Consider the following 20,310-nt stretch of genomic DNA (forward strand, 5'->3'; position numbering starts at 1 on the left):
CTCGGCGACAGGCGACGAGGAGCGGGGTTGAGCGAGGTGCAGTGGTGAGCGAGGCCCAGGACGCCCGGGAGCGGATGATCGAGGTCGCCGAGCGGCTCTTCGCCGAGCAGGGCGTGGGCGCGGTGTCGCTGCGCACCGTCGGCCAGCACGCGGGGCAGCGGAACAACTCGGCCGCCCAGTACCACTTCGGCTCCAAGCAGGGGCTGGTGGACGCGGTCGTGGCGCTGCGCTCGGTGCCCATCGACCAGCGCCGCGCGGCGCTGATCGCCGACCTGGCCCAGCAGCAGCCGGACGTGCGCTCGCTGGTCCGGGTGCTGGTCTACCCGCTCGCCGAGAGCCTCCGAAGCTCGGCGCCGCGCACCCACTACCTGCGCTTCCTCGCCAACGCGATGGACGACTACTCGCTGGCCGACTCCTGGCGGGTCAGCCAGGTCCAGCCGCCCTCCTTCCGGGCCACCGTGCGCCAGCTGCGCTGGATGATGCCCTCGCTCAGCTCGGAGGTGTTCGAGCGGCGGATGCGCTGGGTGGCCCGGATCAGCCTGCGCCTGCTGGCCGACCACGAGCAGGAGCTGGCGATCCGGCCGGAGACGGCCGCCAGCACCGGCGAGGTGCTGGCCGACCTCGTCGAGATGATGGTGGCGCTGCTGGAGGCGCCCCAGCGCCCGAGCGAGGCCCGGCCGCTCTGAGGCGCTTGGGCGGGCCCTGCCGGTCTCAGCCGAAGTGGGCCTGTCCGCCGTCGAGCGGGATCGTGGCGCCGGTGAGGTAGCGCATGTCCGGGCCGACCAGCGCCACCACGGCGCGGCCGATGTCGTCCTCGCAGTCGCCGATGCGCTTCATCGGGATCGAGGCGACGAACTCCTCGGCCTCCTCGGGGTGCGCCTCGGTCCACCACTTCAACCCCGGCGACAGCGCGTGCGGGGCGATGCAGTTGGCGCGGATCCCGTCGGAGGCCCACTCGACGGCGGCGGTGCGGGTCAGCGAGCGCAGCGCCTGCTTAGCGGCCGCGTAGGCGCCGTAGTTGCTGAGGTCCCAGCGCACCATCGCGGAGGTGACCAGGTTGATGATGTTGCCGCCGCCGCGCTGGACCATGTGCGGGTGGCACGCGCGCATCAGCGCGAACGCCGCGAACGGGCCGCTCACGAACCCCCGCGAGAACGCGCGGTCGTCGAGGTCCAGCAGCGGGCCCTGCGCCCCGTCGTAGGCGTTGTTGACGAGGATGTCGACGCCGCCGAACTCCGCGACGACCTCGTCGACCACCCCGGCGAGGGTGTCGGTCTTGAGCACGTTGCAGGCGAACGGCTCGGCCTTCACGCCGCGCTCGCGCAGCCGCGCGCAGGTGTCCTCCAGCTTGGCGAGGGTCCGGCCGAGCACCGCCACGTTCACCCCCTCGGTGGCCAGCGCGAGGGCGATGCCCTGGCCGACCCCCTGGCCGGCGCCTGTCACGATCGCGACCTGTCCCTCGAGCGTGCCCATGGTTCTCCTCGGTGTGGTGGCGCCCGGTCACCGGCGACGGAGCGGAGCCGTCACCGTAGGAAGCGCAGGCGCATCCGCCTCCGGATCCATCCCGATCACCGGGAGCGGCGGCGTTCCCGCCCCAGGGCCGGGCCTTGGATGAGCGCCATGGGAAATCGGCTTGCAGGACGCGTCGCGGTCATCACCGGCGGCGGCGACGGGATCGGCGCCGGCATCGTCCGGCGCTTCGCCGCGGAGGGTGCCCGCGTGGTGGTCGCCGAGCTCAACGAGGAGACCGGCCGGGCCACCGCCGAGGAGGTGGGCGGCACGTTCGTGCGCACCGACGTCGGGGACCGCGCCCAGGTCGAGGCGATGGTCGACACCGCGCTCACGACGTACGGCTCGGTGGACATCCTGGTCAACAACGCCTGGGGCGCGGGCAACGTGGGCCGGGTCGAGCACAAGACCGACGAGATGCTCGAGGCCGGTTTCCGGGTCGGCTACTACGGGCCGTTCTGGGCGATGCGCGCGGCGTTCCCGCACATGAAGGCGCGCGGCTGGGGCCGGGTGGTGAACATGGTGAGCCTCAACGGCGTCAACGCCCACATGGGCTCGCTGGAGTACAACAGCGCCAAGGAGGCGCTGCGCACGCTGACCCGCACCGCGGCGCGCGAGTGGGCGCCGACCGGCGTCACCGTCAACGCGCTCGCGCCGGGCGCGAAGAGCGCGGCGTTCCGGCGGATGATGACCGAGCACCCCGAGCTCGAGGAGTCCGCGAACCGGGCCAACCCGATGGGACGGATCGGCGACCCCGACGACGACATCGCGCCGGCCGCGCTGTTCCTGGCCTCCGAGGACTGCCGCTACGTCACCGGCAACACGCTCTTCGTCGACGGCGGGAGCCACATCAACGGCGTCAGTTGGGCGCCGGACCTGGGCGAGTGAGGCCCTGACTGGCAATCTGGGCATATGAAGGATGAGCGTTGGCCCAGTTGGGTGTACGACACCGGCGAGGAGCCGGACTACTCCTCGAGCCTGGCCAACGAGCGCACCTTCCTCGCCTGGATCCGGACCTCGCTCACGCTGATGGCAGGCGGGGTCGGCCTCGACGCCGTGAACACGCGACTGCCCGAGGGGCTCCAGCGCGTCCTCGCCGGGCTGTTGGTGGCGTTCGGGATCCTGTGCGCCCTCGGCGGGTGGGTGCGTTGGGCTCGCGGCGAGCGGGCGATGCGCCGCAGCGAGCCGTTGCGCTCGCTGGGCTTCGGGGCACCGTTCGCGGTGTCGCTGGCGGTCGTGGCCGTCGCGCTGATCCTCCTGGGCATCTGAGATGCCCGCGCCCGGCAGCGACGGGGAGATCAACGAGCGCACCGCGCTGGCCTGGCAGCGCACCGCCGTCGCGCTGATGGCCGGCTCCATCGCGCTGGCGCGGGTGAGCACCGACGGCGCGGGAGACATCGTGCTGGTCCCGCTGGGTCTCGCCGTGGTGCTCACCGTCTGGGTCTTCATCGAGACCCGCGACCGCTACGACGAAGAGGTCGGCCTGAGTGCCCGGCCGTTGCGGCGCGGCGGGCGGGCGCCGTTGGGCGTGGCCGCGGCCACCGCGCTCCTGGGCGTGACCGAGCTGACCGCGCTCGTCCTGCGCTGAGCCTGCCTCGCTACCGTGTCTCGACGCGCGGCCGTCCCTGCGTGCGACCCGTCCCGACGAACCTGCCGAGGTGCCGATGACCGCCAGCCGCGTGCTGCCCACCGACGAGGCCACCGACCTGCTCCGGCTGGTCCGCGAGCTCGCCGAGCGCGAGCTGGCGCCGCGCTCCGCGCAGGCCGAGGCCGACGAGGAGTTCCCCCGCGACATCTTCCGGATGCTCGGCGAGACCGGGCTGCTGGGCCTGCCCTACCCCGAGCAGTACGGCGGCGGCGCTCAGCCCTACGAGGTCTACCTGCAGGTGCTCGAGGAGATCGGCGCGGTCTGGTCGAGCGTCGGCGTCGGGGTCTCGGTGCACGCGCTGTCCTGCTTCGGGCTGGCCACCCGCGGCACCGAGGAGCAGAAGCAGGCCTGGCTGCCCGACATGCTCGGCGGCCAACTGCTCGGCGCCTACTGCCTCTCCGAGCCGCACGCCGGCTCCGACCCCGCGGCGATGCGGACGACCGCGCGCCGGGTCGGCGACGAGTACGTGCTCAACGGCGCGAAGGCGTGGACCACGCACGGCGGCCAGGCCGACTTCTACAAGGTGATGGCCCGCACCTCCGAGGACCGCAACGGCATCTCCTGCTTCCTCATCCCCGCCGACACCCCCGGCCTGGTCGCCGACACCCCCGAGCGCAAGATGGGCCTGACCGGCTCCACCACCGCGACGATGCTCCTCGACGACGTCCGGGTGCCCGTCGAGCGTCGCCTCGGCGACGAGGGTGACGGCCTCAAGATCGCGCTGGCCGGGCTGGACTCCGGGCGCCTCGGGATCGCCGCCGTCGCCACCGGCCTGGCGCAGGGGGCGCTGGACCGCGCCGTCGCCTACGCCCAGGAGCGCGAGACCTTCGGCAAGCGGATCATCGACCACCAGGGCCTGGCCTTCGTCCTGGCCGACATGGAGGCCGCCGTACAGAGCGCCCGGGCGACCACCCTGCACGCGGCCCGCCTCAAGGACCGCGGGCTCCCCTTCGGCCGCGAGGCCTCGATCGCCAAGATGGTCGCCACCGACAACGCGATGAAGGTGACCACCGACGCCGTCCAGGTCCTCGGCGGCTACGGCTACACCCGCGACTTCCCCGTCGAGCGCTACATGCGCGAGGCCAAGGTGATGCAGATCTTCGAGGGCACCAACCAGATCCAGCGGATGGTCATCGCCCGCCACCTCGACAAGGCCGGCGCCGGCCGCATCGCCACGGACCCGGGGCTCGGGCTGGGGTGAGGGCGGGGCTGCGGGGGTGCTGCGGCGCTGCGGGGGCGGGCTGGCGCTGACGGGGCCTTCGGGGCTGGCGGGGCTCCTGGGACTGTCGGATTCACGAGTTAACTCGTGAAACCCGTACTTCCCACGCGAAGGAACACGTGGGAAGTACGGGTTTCGTGTGGCCAGTACGGCGTGCGGGCGGCGCCGCGCGTCATGCGGCCCCGGCGGCGCGGCGGCGCTGACTTTCCCGCGGGATCGGGCGGGGGCGGATCGGGCAGCGACCGTTCAGAAGGAAAACTCGCCGGCGCCCACGCCTGAGGCGGCTGCGCAGGGCCGCGTTTTCCTTCTGAACGGTCGCTCCTCCCCGCGCCCACCCGTTCGCCCCTCCTCGGCGGCCCCTCCTGCGCGGCCCCTCCTCGGCGACCCCTCCTGCGCGGCCCCTCCTCGGCGGCCCCTCCTGCGCGCCCCCTCCGCGGACCCTCCTCCGCCACCCCCCATCGCCATCCCGCCCCAGCCCCGCCCCAGCCCCCGCCGCACCCCAGCACGCAACCCCCACCCACCCACCTCGCCCCCTAGGGTGGACGTGACCCACGCCACGTCGCGCCACTCGAGGAGAGCCGCATGCCCGAGCCGTCCCCCGTCCTCCAGGCCCGTCAGCAGTCCCTCGGCGACCTCCCCCGCCGTACGGCGCGGCGGGCGCCGGCCCGCACCGCCCTCGTCGACGGCGACGTGCGACTCACCTTCGCCGAGCTGGAGGCGGTGGTGGACCGGACCGCGGCGGCGCTGGCCGCGCAGGGGCTGGTCAAGGGCGACCGGCTGGCCCTGCTGAGCCACAACTGCTGGCAGTTCGCGGTGCTCTCCTTCGCGACCGCGCGCCTCGGCGTGGTGTTGGTGCCGATCAACTTCATGCTCGGCGGCGACGAGATCGCCTACATCCTCGACCACAGCGGGGCCTCCACGTTCGTGGTGGAGTCCGCGCTGGTGCCGGTCGCCGAGCGGGCGATCGCGGCGTCGACGGGCACGGTGACGCGGCGGGCCGTGATCCAGCCGGCCGGGACGGCGGCCGGGGCGGCTCCCCCGGCCGGCTGGCACGACGTGCAGGACTGGTGCGACCACGACGGCGCCGCGCCGCCGGTGCACGTGGACGACGACGACCCGATCCGGCTGATGTACACCTCCGGCACCGAGTCGCGGCCCAAGGGCGCCCAGCTGTCCAGCCGCTCGCTGCTGTGGCAGTACGTGTCCTGTGTCGTGGACGGGTCGATGAGCGCCGACGACGTCGACCTGCACACGCTGCCGCTCTACCACTGCGCGCAGCTCGACTGCTTCCTCGGTCCGGACGTCTACCTGGGCGCGACCAGCATCATCCTGCCCGGCCCCGACCCGGCGGCGATCCTGCGCACCATCGAGGCCGAGCGGGTCACCAAGTTCTTCGCGCCGCCCACGGTGTGGATCGGTCTGCTGCGCGCCCCGGAGTTCGAGACCGCGGACCTGTCCAGCCTGCGCAAGGGCTACTACGGCGCCTCCGCGATGCCGGTCGAGGTGCTCAAGGAGATCCGCGAGCGGCTGCCCGAGGTCGACCTGTGGAACTTCTACGGCCAGACCGAGATGGCCCCGCTGGCCACGATCCTCGGCCCCGACGAGCAGCTCTCCCACGCGGGCTCGGCCGGCCGGGCCGCGCTCAACGTGGAGACCCGCATCGTCGACGACCTCGACGCGCCGGTGCCGGCGGGGACCGTGGGCGAGATCGTGCACCGCTCACCGCACGCGACGCTGGGCTACCACCGCGACGAGGCCAAGACCGCGGAGGCGTTCCGCGGCGGCTGGTTCCACTCCGGGGATCTGGGCTACCTCGACGACGAGGGCCGCCTCTACGTCGTGGACCGCAAGAAGGACATGATCAAGACCGGCGGCGAGAACGTCGCCAGCCGCGAGGTCGAGGAGGCGATCTACGGCCTCGCCGACGTCGCCGAGGTCGCCGTCTTCGGGGTCAGCCACCCGCACTGGGTGGAGGCGGTCGCCGCGGTGGTGGTGCCCAAGGCCGGCACCACCCTCACCCCCGACGACGTGCTCGCGCACTGCCGCTCGGTGCTCGCGGGCTACAAGGCGCCCAAGTACGTCGTGATCGCCGACGCCCTGCCCAAGAACCCGTCGGGCAAGATCCTCAAGCGCGAGCTGCGCGCGGCCCACGCGGACATCGCCCAGGCCTGAGCCCCCTCAGAACCGGCGGCTGCCGCCCGAGCGACGCGTCGAGCGCCGGCTGGACCCACCGCCGGAGCTGCGCCGGCGCGACGACGTCGACCGCGACCGGCTCGAGCCCGACCCGGAGTCCGAGTCGCCCTCCCACACGAACGAGACCGGCCGGCGCTGCCGGGGCGCGGACGGCCGGGCCGTCGGCGAGGAGGAGTCGAAGTCGCGAGGCGAGGCGCGGCGTACCCGCTCGGCCTGCTCGTCGGCGAACCGGTCGTCCTGCCAGTAGCCGTTGAGGTAGGGCCGGCTGGTGCGCCCGACGTCCCAGTAGAACCGCCGGTCGCTGCCGATCTTCACCGTCCGCGTCGTCGGGGTCCGCTTGGCCTCGACCTGGGCCCGGCAGTCGACGCACACCGGCACGTGCCGCTCGGTGCCGCGCGCGGGCGTGAACAGCTGCTGGTCGACGCTGGGCCCGTGCCGGGGGTCGAAGAAGCACGGCGCGGTACGGCGCGGCACCGGCTTGCCGCGGCGCAGCGCGTCCACCACGGTCAGCTCGTAGCGGGCGTCGGCCAGCCGGGTGACCACCCCCTCCACGTCCTCCGAGGTGCTCATCGTGTCCAGGCGCTGCCGGGCCGCCTCGACCAGGTCCAGCACGGTGCGCGCCCGCTGCGCCTCCGGCGAGTCGGCCGGCGCCGGCGGCAGCGCGGAGACGGTCGCGGAGAGCTCGATGACCTCCTCGTTCAGGGGCTCGCGCCAGGCGTCGGCGACCGCGGCGTCGGCCCGCCGCCGGGTGCGGACCCGCCGTCCCACGACCACGCCGCCGCCCACCACGCCCGCGACACCGACGCCGCCCGCGGTCCAGGCCACGATGGCGCCGACGTTGGCCTCCTCGTCGTCGACCTCCGCGACGAACTCCGTCAGCATCCGCCCGTACTGGGGCGCACAGCAGTCGACGGCGCTGTCCACGGCGTCCTCGACCTTGTAGAACGGCCGTTCCTCGGCGAACTGGTACGCCGTGAACGATCGCCCGTCCTCCGGGCTGTCGGCCGCGACCAGCACCGCGTACGTGCCGTCCACCCCGACCCGGTCGTAGAGCTGCCCGACGAGCTCGGAGGGGTCGTAGACCAGGTTGTCCTCCTGGTTGGCCCACGTCACGGGGTCGTCGATGACGAGGGACTCGGCGGCGAGGACCGCGATCCGCACCGGCCCGGGGGTCTCCGCGGTCGCCTCGTCGAGCTCGGTCGCCGCCGCCGGGGTCAGGTCCCCGTTCGCGTGCACCCGCGGGTCGACGTACACCCCGGGCTGCGCGAGCTCGATGGCCACCTGGTCGAGGTAGGCGTCCGCGGTGCCGCCGTTGCGGGAGCCGATCGAAGGTCCGTCGGAGAGCTCCTCGCCCGAGCAGCGCCCGAGCAGGGCCATCGCGAAGACGACCAGCACCACGCCGGGGACCACGACATTGGCCAGGTTGATTCTCATCAGCTCATCCGATCGAGGCAGGGGCGGCAGACAGGGACGGGGCGCTCGACGCCCCCGGGCGGGGCCCAGCGGGCGTCGGTGACCGAGACGCCGTGGTCGGCGTCGACGAAGCAGGGCACCCGACGCGGCGGTGGCGCCGTGCCGGCGAGTCGGGCGCGGGCGCAGGCCAGCTGCCAGCGGGCGTACTCCACGACCTCGCCGATCTGGCGCAGCTCCTCGTCGGTGGTGAGCGCGTCGACGCGGCGCGAGGCGTCGTAGTAGGCGTCCAGGCCGGCCCCGACGTGCGCGGCCACCGCCGGGTCCGTGGTCGGCAGATCCTCGCGGTCGATCTCCTCGCCGAGCCGGGTGACGTCCTCGCGGGCCAGTGCGGCGCGCTCCTCGACGATGTCGTGCTCGTCGGGCTGTACGGCGAACGCCGGGCGGTAGTCGGCGGGGCCGGCCCAGCGCTCCTCCTCGCTGGTGGCGCGCGAGCGGACGGTGCCGCGCCGGCGCCCCACCAGCACCCACAGCAGGGCCCCGGCCAGCGCCACGACGCCCAGCCCGAGCAGGAGCCATCCCCACCTGAAGCCGTCGTCCTCGCCGCCCGGGGCGCCGAGCCCGTCCAGGACGCCGTTGAGGATCTGCTCGACCTGGCCCAGCGTGTGCTCGTCGACCTCGTCGGCGACGATCCCCCCGATCGGGTCGTCGGTGCCGTAGGCGGCGCCGTAGGTGCCCGCCCCGCTGAAGCTGACGACGTAGACGCCGTCGCGGCCCACCTGGTCGGCCACCCCGTCCACGAACGCCATCGCCTGCGCGGGGTCGCTGGTCCCGGGCATCGCGGAGAGCGCCGCGGCCGGGACCACCGCGACGTACACGTCCTCGCGCCAGCCGTCGATGCGCTCGGCGAGCGCGTCGGCCTGCGCGACGCTCAGCGCGCCGCTGTCGTCGCTGAGGTGCACCGGCCCTTCGGCCAGCGCGCGCGACACCTCGGTGACGTAGTCGGTGGCGGCACCGGCGCGGGCCGGCAGCGCCGGCACGAGCGCGAGCATCAGGAGGACGACGAGCAGCCGGCGGGTCACGCGGCAGTATCTACCGCCGCTCGGGCCCTCCCAAACCGCGCTCCACGCGCTCAACGGGCTCAACGCGCGAAGGTGGGCTTCTCCTTGGCGACGAAGGCGCGCACGCCCTCCGCGAAGTCGTCGCCGGTGTAGACCTCGCGCAGCAGCTCGTCGTCGCCGGCCGGCTCGGCCTCGAGGACCCGGGCCCGCGCGGTCAGCTGCTCCTTGGTGGCGCGCAGGGTGACGCCGGAGGCGGTGAGCAGGCCCTCGACGACCGCGTCCACCTCGGCGGTCAGCTCGTCGGCGGGCACCACCGACATCAGCGCGCCCACCGCGTAGGCCCGCTCGGCCGACGTCAGCCGGGAGGTCAGCAGCATCTCCCGGGTCAGCGACTCCCCGAAGACCGCCGCGCAGCGGTAGACCACCGACGCGGACAGCGCGTTGCCCAGGGTGCGGGCGATCGGGTAGCCGAAGCGCGACCCCTCGGCGGCGATCCGCAGGTCGCAGTGGGTGGCCACGGCGAGCCCGCCGCCCACGCAGACGCCCTCGATCGCCGCGACGGTCACCTGGGGCAGCTCGAAGAGGGCGCGCAGCAGCTCACGGATCCAGCCCTCGTAGGCGACCGCGTCGGCCTCGACGAAGTCGCTGATCTCGTTCCCGGCGGCGAACGCCCGCCCGCCGGCCCCGCGCAGCACCAGCACCCGCACGGACGCGTCCTCGCGCAGCTCCTCGCACAGGTCGCGCAGCTGGGTGTACATCGCCTTGGTGAAGGCGTTGTGCCGTGCGGGACGGTTGAACACCACCTCGACGACGCGGTCGCGACGGTGGATCAGCAGCTCGGCGGGCTCTGCGTGCTCAGTCACGCGCAGGAGCCTAGGCCACCGGGGCGGCCCGCCCGGCGCCGTTCCTCCAGGCGGTCAGTCGCGCAGGAACGTGACCGCGTCGGCGACCTCGGCGCGCGAGGTGCGGAACCGGTTCACCGGGTCCTCGAGGTCGGCGTAGCCGAACGACACCGCGCAGACCACCAACCGGTCCTCGGGCAGGTCGAGGAACTCGCGCACGTGGTCGGAGTACATCGCGATCGCCGCCTGCGGGACGGTGCCCAGCCCGAGGGTGTGCGCGGCGTGCATCAGGTTCGCCACGTAGCCGCCGCAGTCGATGGCGCCGTACACGCCCTGCTCGCGGTCGGTGGTGATCACCGCGACGTGCGGCGCCCCGAAGAAGCTGTAGTTCCTCAGCATCTGCGCGAGCCGCGCCTGCTGGTCGCCGCGGTCGATGCCGAGGCTGGCGTAGAGCGCGTAGCCGCCCTCACGGCGCCGCTCCTGGTAGACGCCGTGGTAGCCCGCCGGCATCGGCAGGTCCGAGGTCTGCGGGTGGGCCAGCACATGCTCGCCCAGGCTCTTCGCGAAGCGTCGCGTGACCTCGCCGGTGGTCACGTGCACCTGCCACGGCTGGGTGTTGCACCACGAGGCGGTGCGCTGGGCCAGGGAGAACATCCGCGTCATCACGTCGTCGGGGACCTCCCCGGCGAGGAACGCGCGGCAGCTCCAGCGCTGGTCCATCAGCTCGGGGAAGGAGGGGGCCGCGGAGGCGTCGTTGACAGTCACGCTGTGAGGGTACGACGCATCAGGTGGCGGAGGTCACACGGGGGATGTCGGCGGCGGACCTAGACTCTGGTGACCTCAGGGTCACCCCCGCCCGACCGTCAATCCTGCCCCTGCCCGCCCCTCCCCCGAGGACGTCCGCCGTGAAGCTCTCCTCCCGCAGGACCGCCGCGCCCGCCGCGGCGCCGGCCAGCGCGGGTCGCGACCTGGCGCTGGTCGCGATCTTCGCCGGCGTCATCGCCGCGCTGGGCGCGATCCCGGCGATCGTCCCGTTCGGGGGGAGCGTCCCGATCACCGCCCAGTCGATGGGCGTGATGCTCGCCGGCGCGCTGCTCGGCCCGCGCCGCGGCGCGATGGCGGTGCTGCTGCTGCTGGGGCTGGTCGCCCTCGGCCTCCCGCTGCTGGCCGGCGGCCGCGGCGGGCTCGGCGTCTTCGCCGGCCCGAGCGTCGGCTACCTGCTCGGCTACCCGGTGGCGGCCTTCGTCATCGGCTGGCTCACCCAGGTCGCGGGCGCGCCGTACCGGCTGTGGACCGGCATCGCCGCCAACCTGCTCGGCGGCGTGCTGGTGCTCTACGCCTTCGGCGTGCCGGGCAGCGCGATCCGCACCGACACCAGCCTGTGGGCCGCCCTGGTCGCGGCGCTGGTGTTCCTGCCCGGCGACGTCGTCAAGGCGGTGCTGACCGCGCTCGTGGCGCGCGGGGTGCACACCGCCTACCCGGGCCTGCTGCGCACCCGTCGGCGCGCCGCCACGCCCGCGCACCCGACCGGGACCGCCTGACCCGATGTCCGCAGCACCGGTCCACCCGCCCGTCGAGGTCCTGCTGGCCCCCGACCCGGTCGCGGCGTTCCTCGACGCCCACCGCGCCGGGCGCGACGTCGTGCTGACCACGTCCGGCTCCTCGGCACACCCGCGTCACGTCGTGCGCAGCACCGCCTCGTGGATCGACTCCTTCGCCGTCGTCGGCGACCTCGTCGACCTGGACTCCGACAGCCTGGTCTGGGTGCCGGGGCCGGTCACCTCGACGATGAACCTGTTCGCCGCCGTGCACGCCGCCTGGGTCGGCGCCACCCAGGTCGCGACCCTCGCCGACCGGCCCACCCACGCCCAGCTCACCCCCACCGCACTGCGCGGGCTGCTGCGCGCCGACCCGGCCGCGCTGGCCGGGGTGAGCGTGCTGGTCGCCGGCGACGGCCTCGACCCCGCGACGTACGACGAGGCGACGGCGGCCGGCGCCCGCGTCCAGCACTACTACGGCGCGGCGGAGCTGTCGTTCGTGGCGTGGGGCCCGCACGCCGGCGAGCTGCGCGCCTTCCCCGGCGTCGAGGTCGAGGTCCGCGACGGCGAGCTGTGGGCCCGCTCCCCCTACCTCGCCCGCGGCTACCTCCCGCCGGTCTCGCGGCCCGGCTCCCGGGCCAGGACCCCGCGCGGCGACCGGGGCCCGCTGCGGGTGGACGCCGACGGCTGGGCCACGGTCGGCGACCTCGGGGCACTCGTGGACGCCCGGGTCGTCGTGCACGGACGCGCGGGCGGGATCACCACCTCCGGGGTGACCGTGCAGATCTGCGACGTCGAGCGGGTGCTGCGCGCCGAGGCGCGCGGGCAGGTCGTGGTGGTGGGCACCCCGCACCCCGAGCTCGGCGAGGTGGTCACCGCGGTCCTCACCCGCGCCGACGACTTCGCGGCCCTGCGCGCGGTGGCGCGCGCCGATCTCGCCCCCGGCCAGCAGCCCCGCCGGTGGTACCACCTCGAGCAGCTGCCCGCCTCGACGGCCGACAAGGTGGACCGCGCGGCGCTGGCCCGGGCCGTCGTCGCACCGGGTGCCGCGCGACCTCTGGTCTGAGGGAGCACTAGCGTGGCCACGCCATGACCTCTTCCGCTCCGGTGATCGTCGCCGCCCTGCGCACCCCCATCGGCACCGCCGGCCGCTCGCTGGCCGGCCTGGACGCCGCCGGGCTGGCCGCGCCCGTGCTCGCCGCCCTGGTGGAGCGCGCCGGCCTCGACCCCGACGCGATCGACGACGTGGTGCTCGGCAACTGCATGGGCCCCGGCGGGGACGTCGCCCGGGTCGCGGCGCTGGCCGCCGGGCTACCGCTCGCCGTACCCGCCCTCACCGTGGACCGGCAGTGCGGCAGCGGCCTGGCCGCGATCGACGTCGCGGCGGCGATGGTGCGCGGCGGCGCCCGGGTGGTGCTGGCCGGCGGCGTCGAGTCGGCCTCCACCGCACCGTGGCGCTCCTGGCCGCCGGCGGCGCCGGGCGCCGAGCCGGTGCGCTACCAGCGGGCCCCGTTCGCCCCCGCCGGGCCCGACGGCGACGGCGACCCGGAGATGGGGCTGGCCGCGGACCTGCTCGCCGCCGAGCGCGGCGTGACCCGCGAGCGCCAGGACGCCTACGCCGCCCGCTCGCACGCGCTGGCGCTGGCCGCCCGCGCCGCCGGGTGCTACGACGAGGTGCTCGCCGTGGCCGGGCACCTGGACGACGACCGTCCCCGCCCGGGGCTCGGGGTGCAGCGGCTGGGCCGGCTGCGCCCGGCGTTCCGTGCCGGCGGCACTGTCACCGCCGGCAACTCCTGCGGCATCAGCGACGGCGCCGCGGCGGTGGCGCTGGTCGACGCCGCCACCCACGCCCGGCTGGGTCGGCCCGGGCTGCGGGTGCTGTCCTCCGCGACGTGCGGCGTGGACCCGGCGCGGCCCGGCATCGGCGTGGTCCCCGCGGTCCGGCTCGCCCTCGAGCGGGCCGGGCGCGCGCTGGACGAGGTCGACGTGATCGAGCTCAACGAGGCCTTCGCCGGGCAGGTCCTGGCCTGCTGCGACGCCCTCGACCTCGACCCCGAGCGGGTCTGTACCGAGGGCGGGGCGCTCGCACTGGGCCACCCCTGGGGCGCCTCCGGCGCGGTCCTCGTCACGCGGCTGTTCTCCCAGCTGGTCACCCGGGGCGCGCCGGGACGCACCGGCCTGGCCGCGATCGCGGTCGGCGGCGGCCAGGGCGTGGCGATGGTGGTGCAGTCGTGCTGATCGAGCTCAGCGGCGTCTCGCACTCCTACCCCGGCTCCGGCGCGGTACGCCACGTGGTCCGCGACCTCGACCTGCGCCTGAGCGAGCACCGGATCGGGGTGGTCGGCGCGAACGGGTCGGGCAAGTCGACGTTCGCCCGGATGCTGAACGGGCTGATCGTGCCCACCGAGGGCACCGTCTGCCTCGACGGCCTGGACACCGCCAAGGACGGCAGGGCGGTACGCAAGCGGGTCGGCTTCTGCTTCACCGACCCCGACGCGCAGATCGTGATGCCCACCGTCGCCGAGGACGTCGCCTTCGGGCTGCGCCGGCGCGGGCTGAGCAAGGCCGAGGTCGCCGCCAAGGTGGCCGACGCGCTCGCCGCCTACGGCCTGGACGGGTTCGGCGACCACCCGGCCCACCTGCTCTCCGGGGGCCAGAAGCAGCTGCTGGCGCTGGCCTCGGTGCTGGTCACCGAGCCGGACCTGCTGGTGATGGACGAGCCGACCACGCTGCTCGACCTGCGCAACGCGCGCCGCGTCCTGGAGGTGGTCTCCGGACTGCGCCAGCAGGTCGTGCTGGTCACCCACCACCTCGACCTGCTCGACGGCTTCGACCGGGTGCTGGTCTTCGACGAGGCCCGGCTGGTCCACGACGGGCCACCGGCCGAGGCGGTCGCGCGCTACCGGGCCCTGATGCGATGAGCACGATCGGGCTCTACCAGCCGGGCGGGTCGGTGCTGCACCGGCTGCCCGCGGGGGTGAAGCTCGCCGCGATGGTGCTGGTCGGCCTCGGCTCGCTCCTGCTGGACACCCCCGCCCGGGTCGGCGCCGCGCTGGCCGTCGTGCTGGCCGGCTATGCGGTGGCGCGCACGCCGTGGCGCGTCGGGCTGCGCCTGGTGCGGCCGATGCTGTGGTTCTCGGTGCCGCTGGGCGTCTTCCACGTGATCGTCAACGGCCCCGAGCGCGCCGCCGTCGTGGTCGGCGTGCTCGTGATGCTGGTGCTGCTGGCCAACCTGGTCACGCTGACCACCCGCACCACCGCGCTCGTCGACGTGGTCGTCGCGCTGTGCCGCCCGCTGCGCCCACTCGGCGTCAACGGCGAGCGGGTCGGGCTGATGCTGATGCTCGGGATCCGCGCCGTCCCGATCGTGGTCGAGCTCGCCGAACGGGTCCGCGACGCGCAGCGCGCCCGAGGCCTGGGCGCCAGCCCGCGGGCGTTCGCGGTCCCCCTGCTCGTCGGGGCGCTGCGCCGCGCCGACGCGCTCGGCGACGCCCTGGCCGCCCGCGGATTCGACGACTGAGCCGCCCGCGCTAGCCTGAGCCGACCTGCTCCCCCAGCGTCTCGAGGTCTGCGCCGATGCACCTGCTCCAGCCCGCCGACGAGGTGCGCGACCTGCTCGCGCCGTACGCCGCGGTCCAGCGCCGCCGCACCGACCGGGCCTGGGTGATGGCCAACATGGTCGGCACGCTGAGCGGTTCGGCGGCCGTCGACGGCCGGGTGGGCCAGCTGTCGGTGGGCCCGGACTCGCAGCTGTTCGTGGACATGCGCTCGCTGGCCGACGTGGTGCTGGTCGGCGCCGAGACGGTACGGCGCGAGGGCTACGGCCCGGTCCGGCTGTCCCCCGAGCGGGTGGCCGCGCGCCGCGAGGCCGGCCTGCCCGACACCCCGCCGCTGGCGGTGGTCAGCCGCTCCCTGGAGCTGGACTGGGCCGCCCCCGTCTTCGCCGACGCGCCGGCGGACCGGCGCACGATCGTGGTCACCTGCGAGTCCGCCGACCCGGCCCGGGTGGCGCGCGCCCGGGAGGTCGCCGACGTGGTCATCGCGGGCGGCGAGGCGGTGGACCCGGCCCGGGCCGTGGCCGCGCTGCACGAGCGGGGCCACCGCGTGGTGCTCTGCGAGGGCGGGCCGCGCTGGCTGGGCGAGCTGACCGCGGCCGGCTGTCTCGACGAGCTCTGCCTGACGGTGGCGCCGGTGCTGGGCGGCGACCTGCTGCCGGTCTCGGTGACGCCGCCGGACAGCGGCCTGCGCGAGTTCGCGCTGCGCCACGTGATCGCCGCCGACGACACGCTCTTCCTACGCTACGAGAGGGACACCGATGGCTGAGCAGGACGCGTTCTCCACGATCATGTCCTCGCTGGACACCCCGCTGATCGTGGTGACCACCGGCAACGAGACCGACGGCGTGCGCGAGTGGGCCGGCTGCCTGGTCGGGTTCCACTCCCAGGCCAGCATCGACCCCGAGCGCTACTGCCTGTGGCTGTCCAAGGCCAACCACACCGGCCGGGTCGCGCAGCGCTCGACGCACCTGGTCGTGCACTTCCTCAGCCGCGACGACCTGGCGTTGGCGGAGCGGTTCGGGACGCTCAGCGGCGACCGCGACGACAAGTTCGCCGGCCTGCGCACCGAGACCGGCCCCGGTGGCGTACCGGTGCTGCTCGACCTCCCGCACCGTCTCGTCGTACGCCGCACCAGCCTGCTCGACGAGGGCGGCGACCACCTCTGCCTGGCCACCGAGCCGGTCTCGGCGCACAGCGGCGGGCCGTTCACGCCGCTGCGGCTCTCCGACGCCGAGCACCTCACCCCGGGCCACGCCGCCGAGGAGCGGCACGCCCCGCCCACCGAGCGCGCGGCCGGCTGACGCGGCTCAGTCGTCGTTGGGGCTCAGTCGTCGTCGCGGGTCCACCAGGCGGCCAGGCCACCGCCGAGGGCGCCGAACAGGTGGCCCTGCCAGGAGACCCCCGGCTGGCCGGGCAGCACGCCCCACAGCAGTCCGCCGTACGCCGCCAGCACCAGCACGCCGAGCAGGATCTGGCCCGGCCGGCGGGTGAACAGCCCGCGCAGCACCAGGTAGACCAGCCACCCGAAGACCATCACCGACGCCCCCAGGTGCACCGTCCACGGGTCCGCGGTGAGCCACACCCCGAAGCCGCCGACGAGCCAGATCGTCGCGGTCACCACCGCCCAGCGCTGGACGCCGGAGAGCAGGATCAGGAAGCCGAGCACCAGCAGCGGCACGGTGTTGCCGGCCAGGTGCCCCCAGCCCAGGTGCAGCAGCGGCGCGAAGAGGATGCCCGCCAGCCCCTCGTCGGAGCGTGGCCGGACCCCCCAGCCGTCGAGGCGGTTGTCGAGCGCGGTGTCGAGCAGCTCCAGGGCCCACAGCAGCGCCACGAAGCCGAGGATCACCCGGGCCGCCGTACCCCAGTCCGTGCCTCTGCGCGGCGGACGCGGCGCGGGCCGCAGCTGGCTCATACCGACACGCTAGCCGCCGGCGACAACGCCAGGCGCGGGCTGCCGCACGAGCCAGCGGCCGAGCAGGGTGCCCTGGTGTTCCAGCAGCATGTGCAGCTGGAGCGGTACGTCGAGGACCGCGCCGGCGGTGATCCGCGGATGGGCGCCGCCGACCAGGGCGGGGACCAGCGTGCAGCACACCTCGTCGAGCAGCCCGGCCGCCAGCACGTCGCCGAGCAGCCGCGGACCGCCCTCGCAGAGCAGGTGCCGCAGCCCGCGCGCGTGCAGCGCCGCGACCAGGGCGGGCAGATCGACCGCGTCGTCGCCGGCGAGGAGCACGTGGTCGGCGCCGAGCAGCTCGCGGGCCGCGGCGAGACCCGGGGCCCGCGTGCAGGTGGCCAGCAGCACCGAGCCGGCCGGTGCGTCGCGCAGCGCCTCGGGCAGGTCGCCGCTCGCGGTGACCACGACGATCGGCCTGGTGGTGGGGCCGTAGCCCTCCACCCGCGCGGTGCCCGCGCCGACCACGATCGCGTCGGCCATCGCCCGCAGCGCGTGGAAGACCTCCCGGTCCGCGGAGTTGTTGATCGACCCCGAGCGGCCGTCGGCGCCGGTCGCGGCGCCGTCGACGGTGCTGACCATGTTGACCCGCAGCCACGGCGTGCGCGGCGGCGCGTAGAGCTCGGCCAGGCACGGCGACCCCGCGAGGGGGCGGTCGTTGTCGGGCTGGGCGTCTTCGAGCTGGGCGTCGGGCCGGCCGGAGATCAGGACGCGCACTGCCAGCGCACCACCCAGTACTGCACGCCGAACGGGTCGCCGGCCCAGGCGATCTCGCCCACGTACGGCCCGTCGACCGTGTGCCCGAGCGCCCGCAGGGCAGGCACGCCGCCGGCCAGCAGCTGCGCTCCGAGCTCCTCGTCGAGCTCGCGCAGGGCGGCCAGGTCGGCCTCGGCCAGCGCCGCACCGATGGCCTCGTCGAAGGCGAACGCCCGCTCGTCGAGGTGGCCGGGCGCCTTCTCCCCGCGGCGCGCGGAGCCGTCGGCCACCACCAGCACCTCGGCGGCGGAGACGTCGGGCAGCGTGCCGGGCTGGGTGGCCTCGACGATCTCGCCGGCGTAGCCCGCCTCGGCCAGCAGCGAGCGCGCGATCCGCAGCGACAGCGGCTCGCGTACCCCGCGCGCGACGTTGCCCGGGTCGGCGGCGGCGCCGAGCACCACCACCCGCGACACGCCCTGCCCGGTCAGCCAGCCGACCGCGTCCAGGGCGGCCGCGCGCATCTCGGCGACCGGGTCGAGCTGGCCGGCGTACGTCGCGAGCAGCGCCGGCGCGGACGGCACCACCACCACGCGCCCGCTCATGCCAGGCCCCGGATCGCGCGGGTGGGCGGCCGGTGCCCGGCGATGGTCCACACCATGTCGACGGTCTGCCGGGTCTCGGTGACCTCGTGCACCCGGTAGATCCGGGCCCCGGCCAGCGCGCAGACGGCGGTCGCCGCGAGCGTGCCGGTGAGCCGCTCGCCGACCGGCAGGTCGAGGCTCTCGCCGACGAAGTCCTTGTTGGACAGCGACACCAGTACCGGCCAGCCGGTGGCCACCATCTCCCCCAGTCGGCGGGTGATCTCCAGGGAGTGGAAGGTGTTCTTGCCGAAGTCGTGGGCGGGGTCGATCACCACGCTGTCGGGGCAGACCCCGGCCGCGATCGCACGCTCGGCGTAGCCCACGGTGTCCGCGATCGCGGCGGCGACCACGTCGTCGTACTCCATCCGGTGCGGGCGGGTGCGCGGGGTGACGCCACCGGTGTGGGTGCAGATGAGCGCGGCGCCGTGCTCGGCGGCGACGTCGACGAGCTCGGGGTCGGCGCCGCCCCAGGCGTCGTTGAGCACGTCGGCGCCGGCCTCGCAGACCGCGCGCCCCACCGACGCGCGCCAGGTGTCCACCGAGATCACCAGGCGGGGGTAGGCCTCGCGGACCCGGGCGACGAAGTCCACCACCCGGGCGCGCTCCTCGGCCTCGTCGATCTCGACGCCGGGGGCGGCCTTGATCCCGCCGATGTCGACGATCTCGGCGCCCTGGGCGACCACGTGTGCGACCCGGTCGAAGGCCTTGTCCTCGGCCCAGGTGGCGCCCTTGTCGTAGAACGAGTCGGGGGTCCGGTTGACGATCGCCATCATCAGCGTGGCGTCGTCGGCGAACTCGTGGCGGCCCAGCCGGAGCGTCATCGCGCCGCCCCCGCCGCCGGCGTACCCCCGGGCCCCGAGGCGCCGGGCGCCGACCCGGTCGCGTGCCCGAGCGATCCGGTCGCCGCGCCCCCCGATCCCTGGGTCGTGTGCCCCAGAGCGCGCTGCGCCGCGTCGTCAGACACACGACCGGCCGCCGCGGCGTCGCCTCCCTGGGTCGTGTGCCTGGGAGCGCGCTCCGCCGCGTCGTGGGGCACACGACCCCCCGCAGGCGCACCCCCCGCAGGCGCACTCCCACCGGGCAGGGCGGCGGCCGGCGGACGCTCGCCGGTGCCGACGTCGCGCACCAACGGCGCGATGGCGCCGTCCTCGCTGGAGCGGGCGTGCCCGAACTGCTGCAGCAGCACGGTGTTCGGCCCGGAGGCGCCGGCGCGACGCTGCGCGGCGGCGATGATCTGGGTGGCCATCGCGCCGAGGTCGCGCAGCGCCTGGTGGCGGTGCGCGCGCCGGCCGAGGTCGACCTGGGCGATCGCGTCGAGGCCGCGGCTGCGCAGGGTGTCGATCAGCGCGGCCAGCTCCACGGCGTACCCGGTGGGCACGTGCAGCGACTCGAACAGCGAGCGCCGCACCGCCCACTCCCCGGCCAGCGGCTGCACCAGCCCGGCCAGCTCGGGGAAGAGCAGCGCGATCAGCGGCCGGGCGACGAGCTCGGTGACCCGCCCTCCCTCGTACGCCGCCGAGTCGGGCGCCAGCGTGCCGTTCTCCAGCATCGGCCGCTCGTAGAAGCCCTTGACCAGCGCCACCTCCGGCGAGCTCAGCAGCGGCCCGAGCAGCCCCGGCACGAAGTGGGAGTCCCAGTCGAGGAGGTCGGCGTCCATGAAGACCAACACGTCGCCGCGGGTCACGAACAGCGACTTCCACATCGCCTCGCCCTTGCCCGGCATCCAGCCGAGGTCGGGGCGGATCTCCGAGGCGCGGTGCACGACCGCGCCGGCGTCGGTGGCCACCGCGTAGGTGTCGTCGGTGGAGTCGGAGTCGATGACCACGATCTCGTCGAGCAGCCCGACGGTGTCCAGGAGCCGCTCGCGGACCCGGGTCACCACGTCGCCGACGGTCGCGGCCTCGTTGCGCGCCGGCACCACCAGGCTGACCCGGGTGTCGGCCTTGGCCAGCAGCAGGTCCTCCAGGGACCAGTCCTGCCAGCGATGGGTGCGCCGCGCGAACCAGTCCTCACTCACTCCTGCACCCTAGCCAGTGGGGCCCATCGGC

The 20,310-nt window shown here is 74.9% G+C and carries 23 protein-coding genes; 13 read left to right on the top strand and 10 right to left on the bottom strand.

Annotation, left to right across the window (positions count from 1 at the left end):
* The first annotated feature begins 44 nt into the window (after positions 1 to 44).
* Positions 45 to 686 (top strand): TetR family transcriptional regulator, encoded by a 642-nt coding sequence (locus AC6EH9_RS14555; RefSeq protein ID WP_498424121.1) that lies wholly within the window; start codon positions 45 to 47, stop codon positions 684 to 686.
* Positions 687 to 711: 25 nt separating this feature from the next.
* On the opposite strand, the gene AC6EH9_RS14560 is transcribed toward AC6EH9_RS14555, so the two are convergent.
* The gene (locus AC6EH9_RS14560) at positions 712 to 1,473 is read right to left on the bottom strand and encodes an SDR family NAD(P)-dependent oxidoreductase (protein WP_498424122.1); all 762 of its coding nucleotides are present in this window, start codon (positions 1,471 to 1,473) and stop codon (positions 712 to 714) included.
* Positions 1,474 to 1,620: 147 nt separating this feature from the next.
* Between AC6EH9_RS14560 and AC6EH9_RS14565 the strand changes: the two genes are divergently transcribed.
* The 5 genes from AC6EH9_RS14565 (at position 1,621) to AC6EH9_RS14585 (ending at position 6,548) form a co-directional block, all read left to right on the top strand.
* Positions 1,621 to 2,397, top strand: coding sequence for an SDR family NAD(P)-dependent oxidoreductase (locus AC6EH9_RS14565; RefSeq protein WP_498424123.1), 777 nt, complete (start codon positions 1,621 to 1,623; stop codon positions 2,395 to 2,397).
* Positions 2,398 to 2,421: 24 nt separating this feature from the next.
* The gene (locus AC6EH9_RS14570; RefSeq protein ID WP_498424124.1) at positions 2,422 to 2,778 is read left to right on the top strand and encodes a YidH family protein; all 357 of its coding nucleotides are present in this window, start codon (positions 2,422 to 2,424) and stop codon (positions 2,776 to 2,778) included.
* Position 2,779: 1 nt separating this feature from the next.
* On the top strand, positions 2,780 to 3,097 hold the full coding sequence (locus AC6EH9_RS14575; protein WP_498424125.1) for a DUF202 domain-containing protein: 318 nt from the start codon (positions 2,780 to 2,782) through the stop codon (positions 3,095 to 3,097).
* 76 nt (positions 3,098 to 3,173) lie between these two features.
* Complete coding sequence (locus tag AC6EH9_RS14580; RefSeq protein WP_498424126.1) at positions 3,174 to 4,358, top strand: acyl-CoA dehydrogenase family protein; 1,185 nt, start codon at positions 3,174 to 3,176, stop codon at positions 4,356 to 4,358.
* A gap of 600 nt (positions 4,359 to 4,958) precedes the next feature.
* Positions 4,959 to 6,548 (top strand): fatty acyl-CoA synthetase, encoded by a 1,590-nt coding sequence (locus tag AC6EH9_RS14585; RefSeq protein ID WP_498424127.1) that lies wholly within the window; start codon positions 4,959 to 4,961, stop codon positions 6,546 to 6,548.
* Positions 6,549 to 6,554: 6 nt separating this feature from the next.
* Here the strand turns inward: AC6EH9_RS14585 and AC6EH9_RS14590 are convergent, their stop codons facing one another.
* Genes AC6EH9_RS14590 through AC6EH9_RS14605 form a run of 4 tightly spaced genes read right to left on the bottom strand, consistent with a single transcriptional unit; the run spans position 6,555 to position 10,647 of the window.
* Complete coding sequence (locus tag AC6EH9_RS14590; RefSeq protein ID WP_498424128.1) at positions 6,555 to 8,003, bottom strand: hypothetical protein; 1,449 nt, start codon at positions 8,001 to 8,003, stop codon at positions 6,555 to 6,557.
* Positions 8,003 to 9,061 (bottom strand): hypothetical protein, encoded by a 1,059-nt coding sequence (locus tag AC6EH9_RS14595; RefSeq protein WP_498424129.1) that lies wholly within the window; start codon positions 9,059 to 9,061, stop codon positions 8,003 to 8,005. The genes AC6EH9_RS14590 and AC6EH9_RS14595 overlap by 1 nt, the downstream gene beginning before the upstream one ends.
* A 59-nt stretch (positions 9,062 to 9,120) precedes the next feature.
* Positions 9,121 to 9,903, bottom strand: a complete 783-nt coding sequence (locus AC6EH9_RS14600; protein WP_498424131.1) for an enoyl-CoA hydratase-related protein — start codon at positions 9,901 to 9,903, stop codon at positions 9,121 to 9,123.
* 54 nt (positions 9,904 to 9,957) lie between these two features.
* Positions 9,958 to 10,647, bottom strand: coding sequence for a nitroreductase (locus tag AC6EH9_RS14605; RefSeq protein ID WP_498424132.1), 690 nt, complete (start codon positions 10,645 to 10,647; stop codon positions 9,958 to 9,960).
* A 140-nt stretch (positions 10,648 to 10,787) separates the two neighbouring features.
* Between AC6EH9_RS14605 and AC6EH9_RS14610 the strand changes: the two genes are divergently transcribed.
* Genes AC6EH9_RS14610 through AC6EH9_RS14640 form a run of 7 tightly spaced genes read left to right on the top strand, consistent with a single transcriptional unit; the run spans position 10,788 to position 16,278 of the window.
* Positions 10,788 to 11,423, top strand: coding sequence for a biotin transporter BioY (locus tag AC6EH9_RS14610; RefSeq protein ID WP_498424134.1), 636 nt, complete (start codon positions 10,788 to 10,790; stop codon positions 11,421 to 11,423).
* Between the two features lie 4 nt (positions 11,424 to 11,427).
* Positions 11,428 to 12,486, top strand: a complete 1,059-nt coding sequence (locus AC6EH9_RS14615; protein ID WP_498424135.1) for an AMP-binding protein — start codon at positions 11,428 to 11,430, stop codon at positions 12,484 to 12,486.
* Positions 12,487 to 12,509: 23 nt separating this feature from the next.
* Positions 12,510 to 13,658, top strand: a complete 1,149-nt coding sequence (locus AC6EH9_RS14620; protein WP_498424136.1) for a thiolase family protein — start codon at positions 12,510 to 12,512, stop codon at positions 13,656 to 13,658.
* A complete protein-coding gene (locus AC6EH9_RS14625) occupies positions 13,652 to 14,341 on the top strand; it encodes an energy-coupling factor ABC transporter ATP-binding protein (RefSeq protein WP_498424137.1) in 690 nt (229 codons plus the stop codon). Before AC6EH9_RS14620 ends, AC6EH9_RS14625 begins: the two co-directional genes overlap by 7 nt.
* Positions 14,338 to 14,940, top strand: a complete 603-nt coding sequence (locus AC6EH9_RS14630) for an energy-coupling factor transporter transmembrane component T family protein (protein WP_498424138.1) — start codon at positions 14,338 to 14,340, stop codon at positions 14,938 to 14,940. The genes AC6EH9_RS14625 and AC6EH9_RS14630 overlap by 4 nt, the downstream gene beginning before the upstream one ends.
* Before the next feature lie 56 nt (positions 14,941 to 14,996).
* Positions 14,997 to 15,743: a pyrimidine reductase family protein gene (locus tag AC6EH9_RS14635; protein ID WP_498424139.1), complete on the top strand. Its 747-nt coding sequence runs from the start codon at positions 14,997 to 14,999 to the stop codon at positions 15,741 to 15,743.
* The gene (locus AC6EH9_RS14640) at positions 15,736 to 16,278 is read left to right on the top strand and encodes a flavin reductase family protein (protein WP_498424140.1); all 543 of its coding nucleotides are present in this window, start codon (positions 15,736 to 15,738) and stop codon (positions 16,276 to 16,278) included. The genes AC6EH9_RS14635 and AC6EH9_RS14640 overlap by 8 nt, the downstream gene beginning before the upstream one ends.
* 23 nt (positions 16,279 to 16,301) lie before the next feature.
* Here AC6EH9_RS14640 and AC6EH9_RS14645 read toward each other — a convergent pair whose 3' ends face one another.
* Genes AC6EH9_RS14645 through AC6EH9_RS14665 form a run of 5 tightly spaced genes read right to left on the bottom strand, consistent with a single transcriptional unit; the run spans position 16,302 to position 20,279 of the window.
* Complete coding sequence (locus AC6EH9_RS14645) at positions 16,302 to 16,889, bottom strand: rhomboid family intramembrane serine protease (protein WP_498424141.1); 588 nt, start codon at positions 16,887 to 16,889, stop codon at positions 16,302 to 16,304.
* A gap of 9 nt (positions 16,890 to 16,898) precedes the next feature.
* Positions 16,899 to 17,642 (bottom strand): dihydrofolate reductase family protein, encoded by a 744-nt coding sequence (locus tag AC6EH9_RS14650; protein WP_498424142.1) that lies wholly within the window; start codon positions 17,640 to 17,642, stop codon positions 16,899 to 16,901.
* On the bottom strand, positions 17,630 to 18,223 hold the full coding sequence (locus tag AC6EH9_RS14655) for a class III extradiol ring-cleavage dioxygenase family protein (protein WP_498424143.1): 594 nt from the start codon (positions 18,221 to 18,223) through the stop codon (positions 17,630 to 17,632). Before AC6EH9_RS14655 ends, AC6EH9_RS14650 begins: the two co-directional genes overlap by 13 nt.
* Positions 18,220 to 19,083: a dihydropteroate synthase gene (gene folP / locus AC6EH9_RS14660; RefSeq protein ID WP_498424145.1), complete on the bottom strand. Its 864-nt coding sequence runs from the start codon at positions 19,081 to 19,083 to the stop codon at positions 18,220 to 18,222. The genes AC6EH9_RS14655 and folP overlap by 4 nt, the downstream gene beginning before the upstream one ends.
* Positions 19,080 to 20,279, bottom strand: coding sequence for a glucosyl-3-phosphoglycerate synthase (locus AC6EH9_RS14665; protein WP_498424146.1), 1,200 nt, complete (start codon positions 20,277 to 20,279; stop codon positions 19,080 to 19,082). The genes folP and AC6EH9_RS14665 overlap by 4 nt, the downstream gene beginning before the upstream one ends.
* Positions 20,280 to 20,310 lie beyond the last annotated feature (31 nt).

The sequence above is a fragment of the Nocardioides sp. Z21_20 genome (assembly GCF_059766585.1).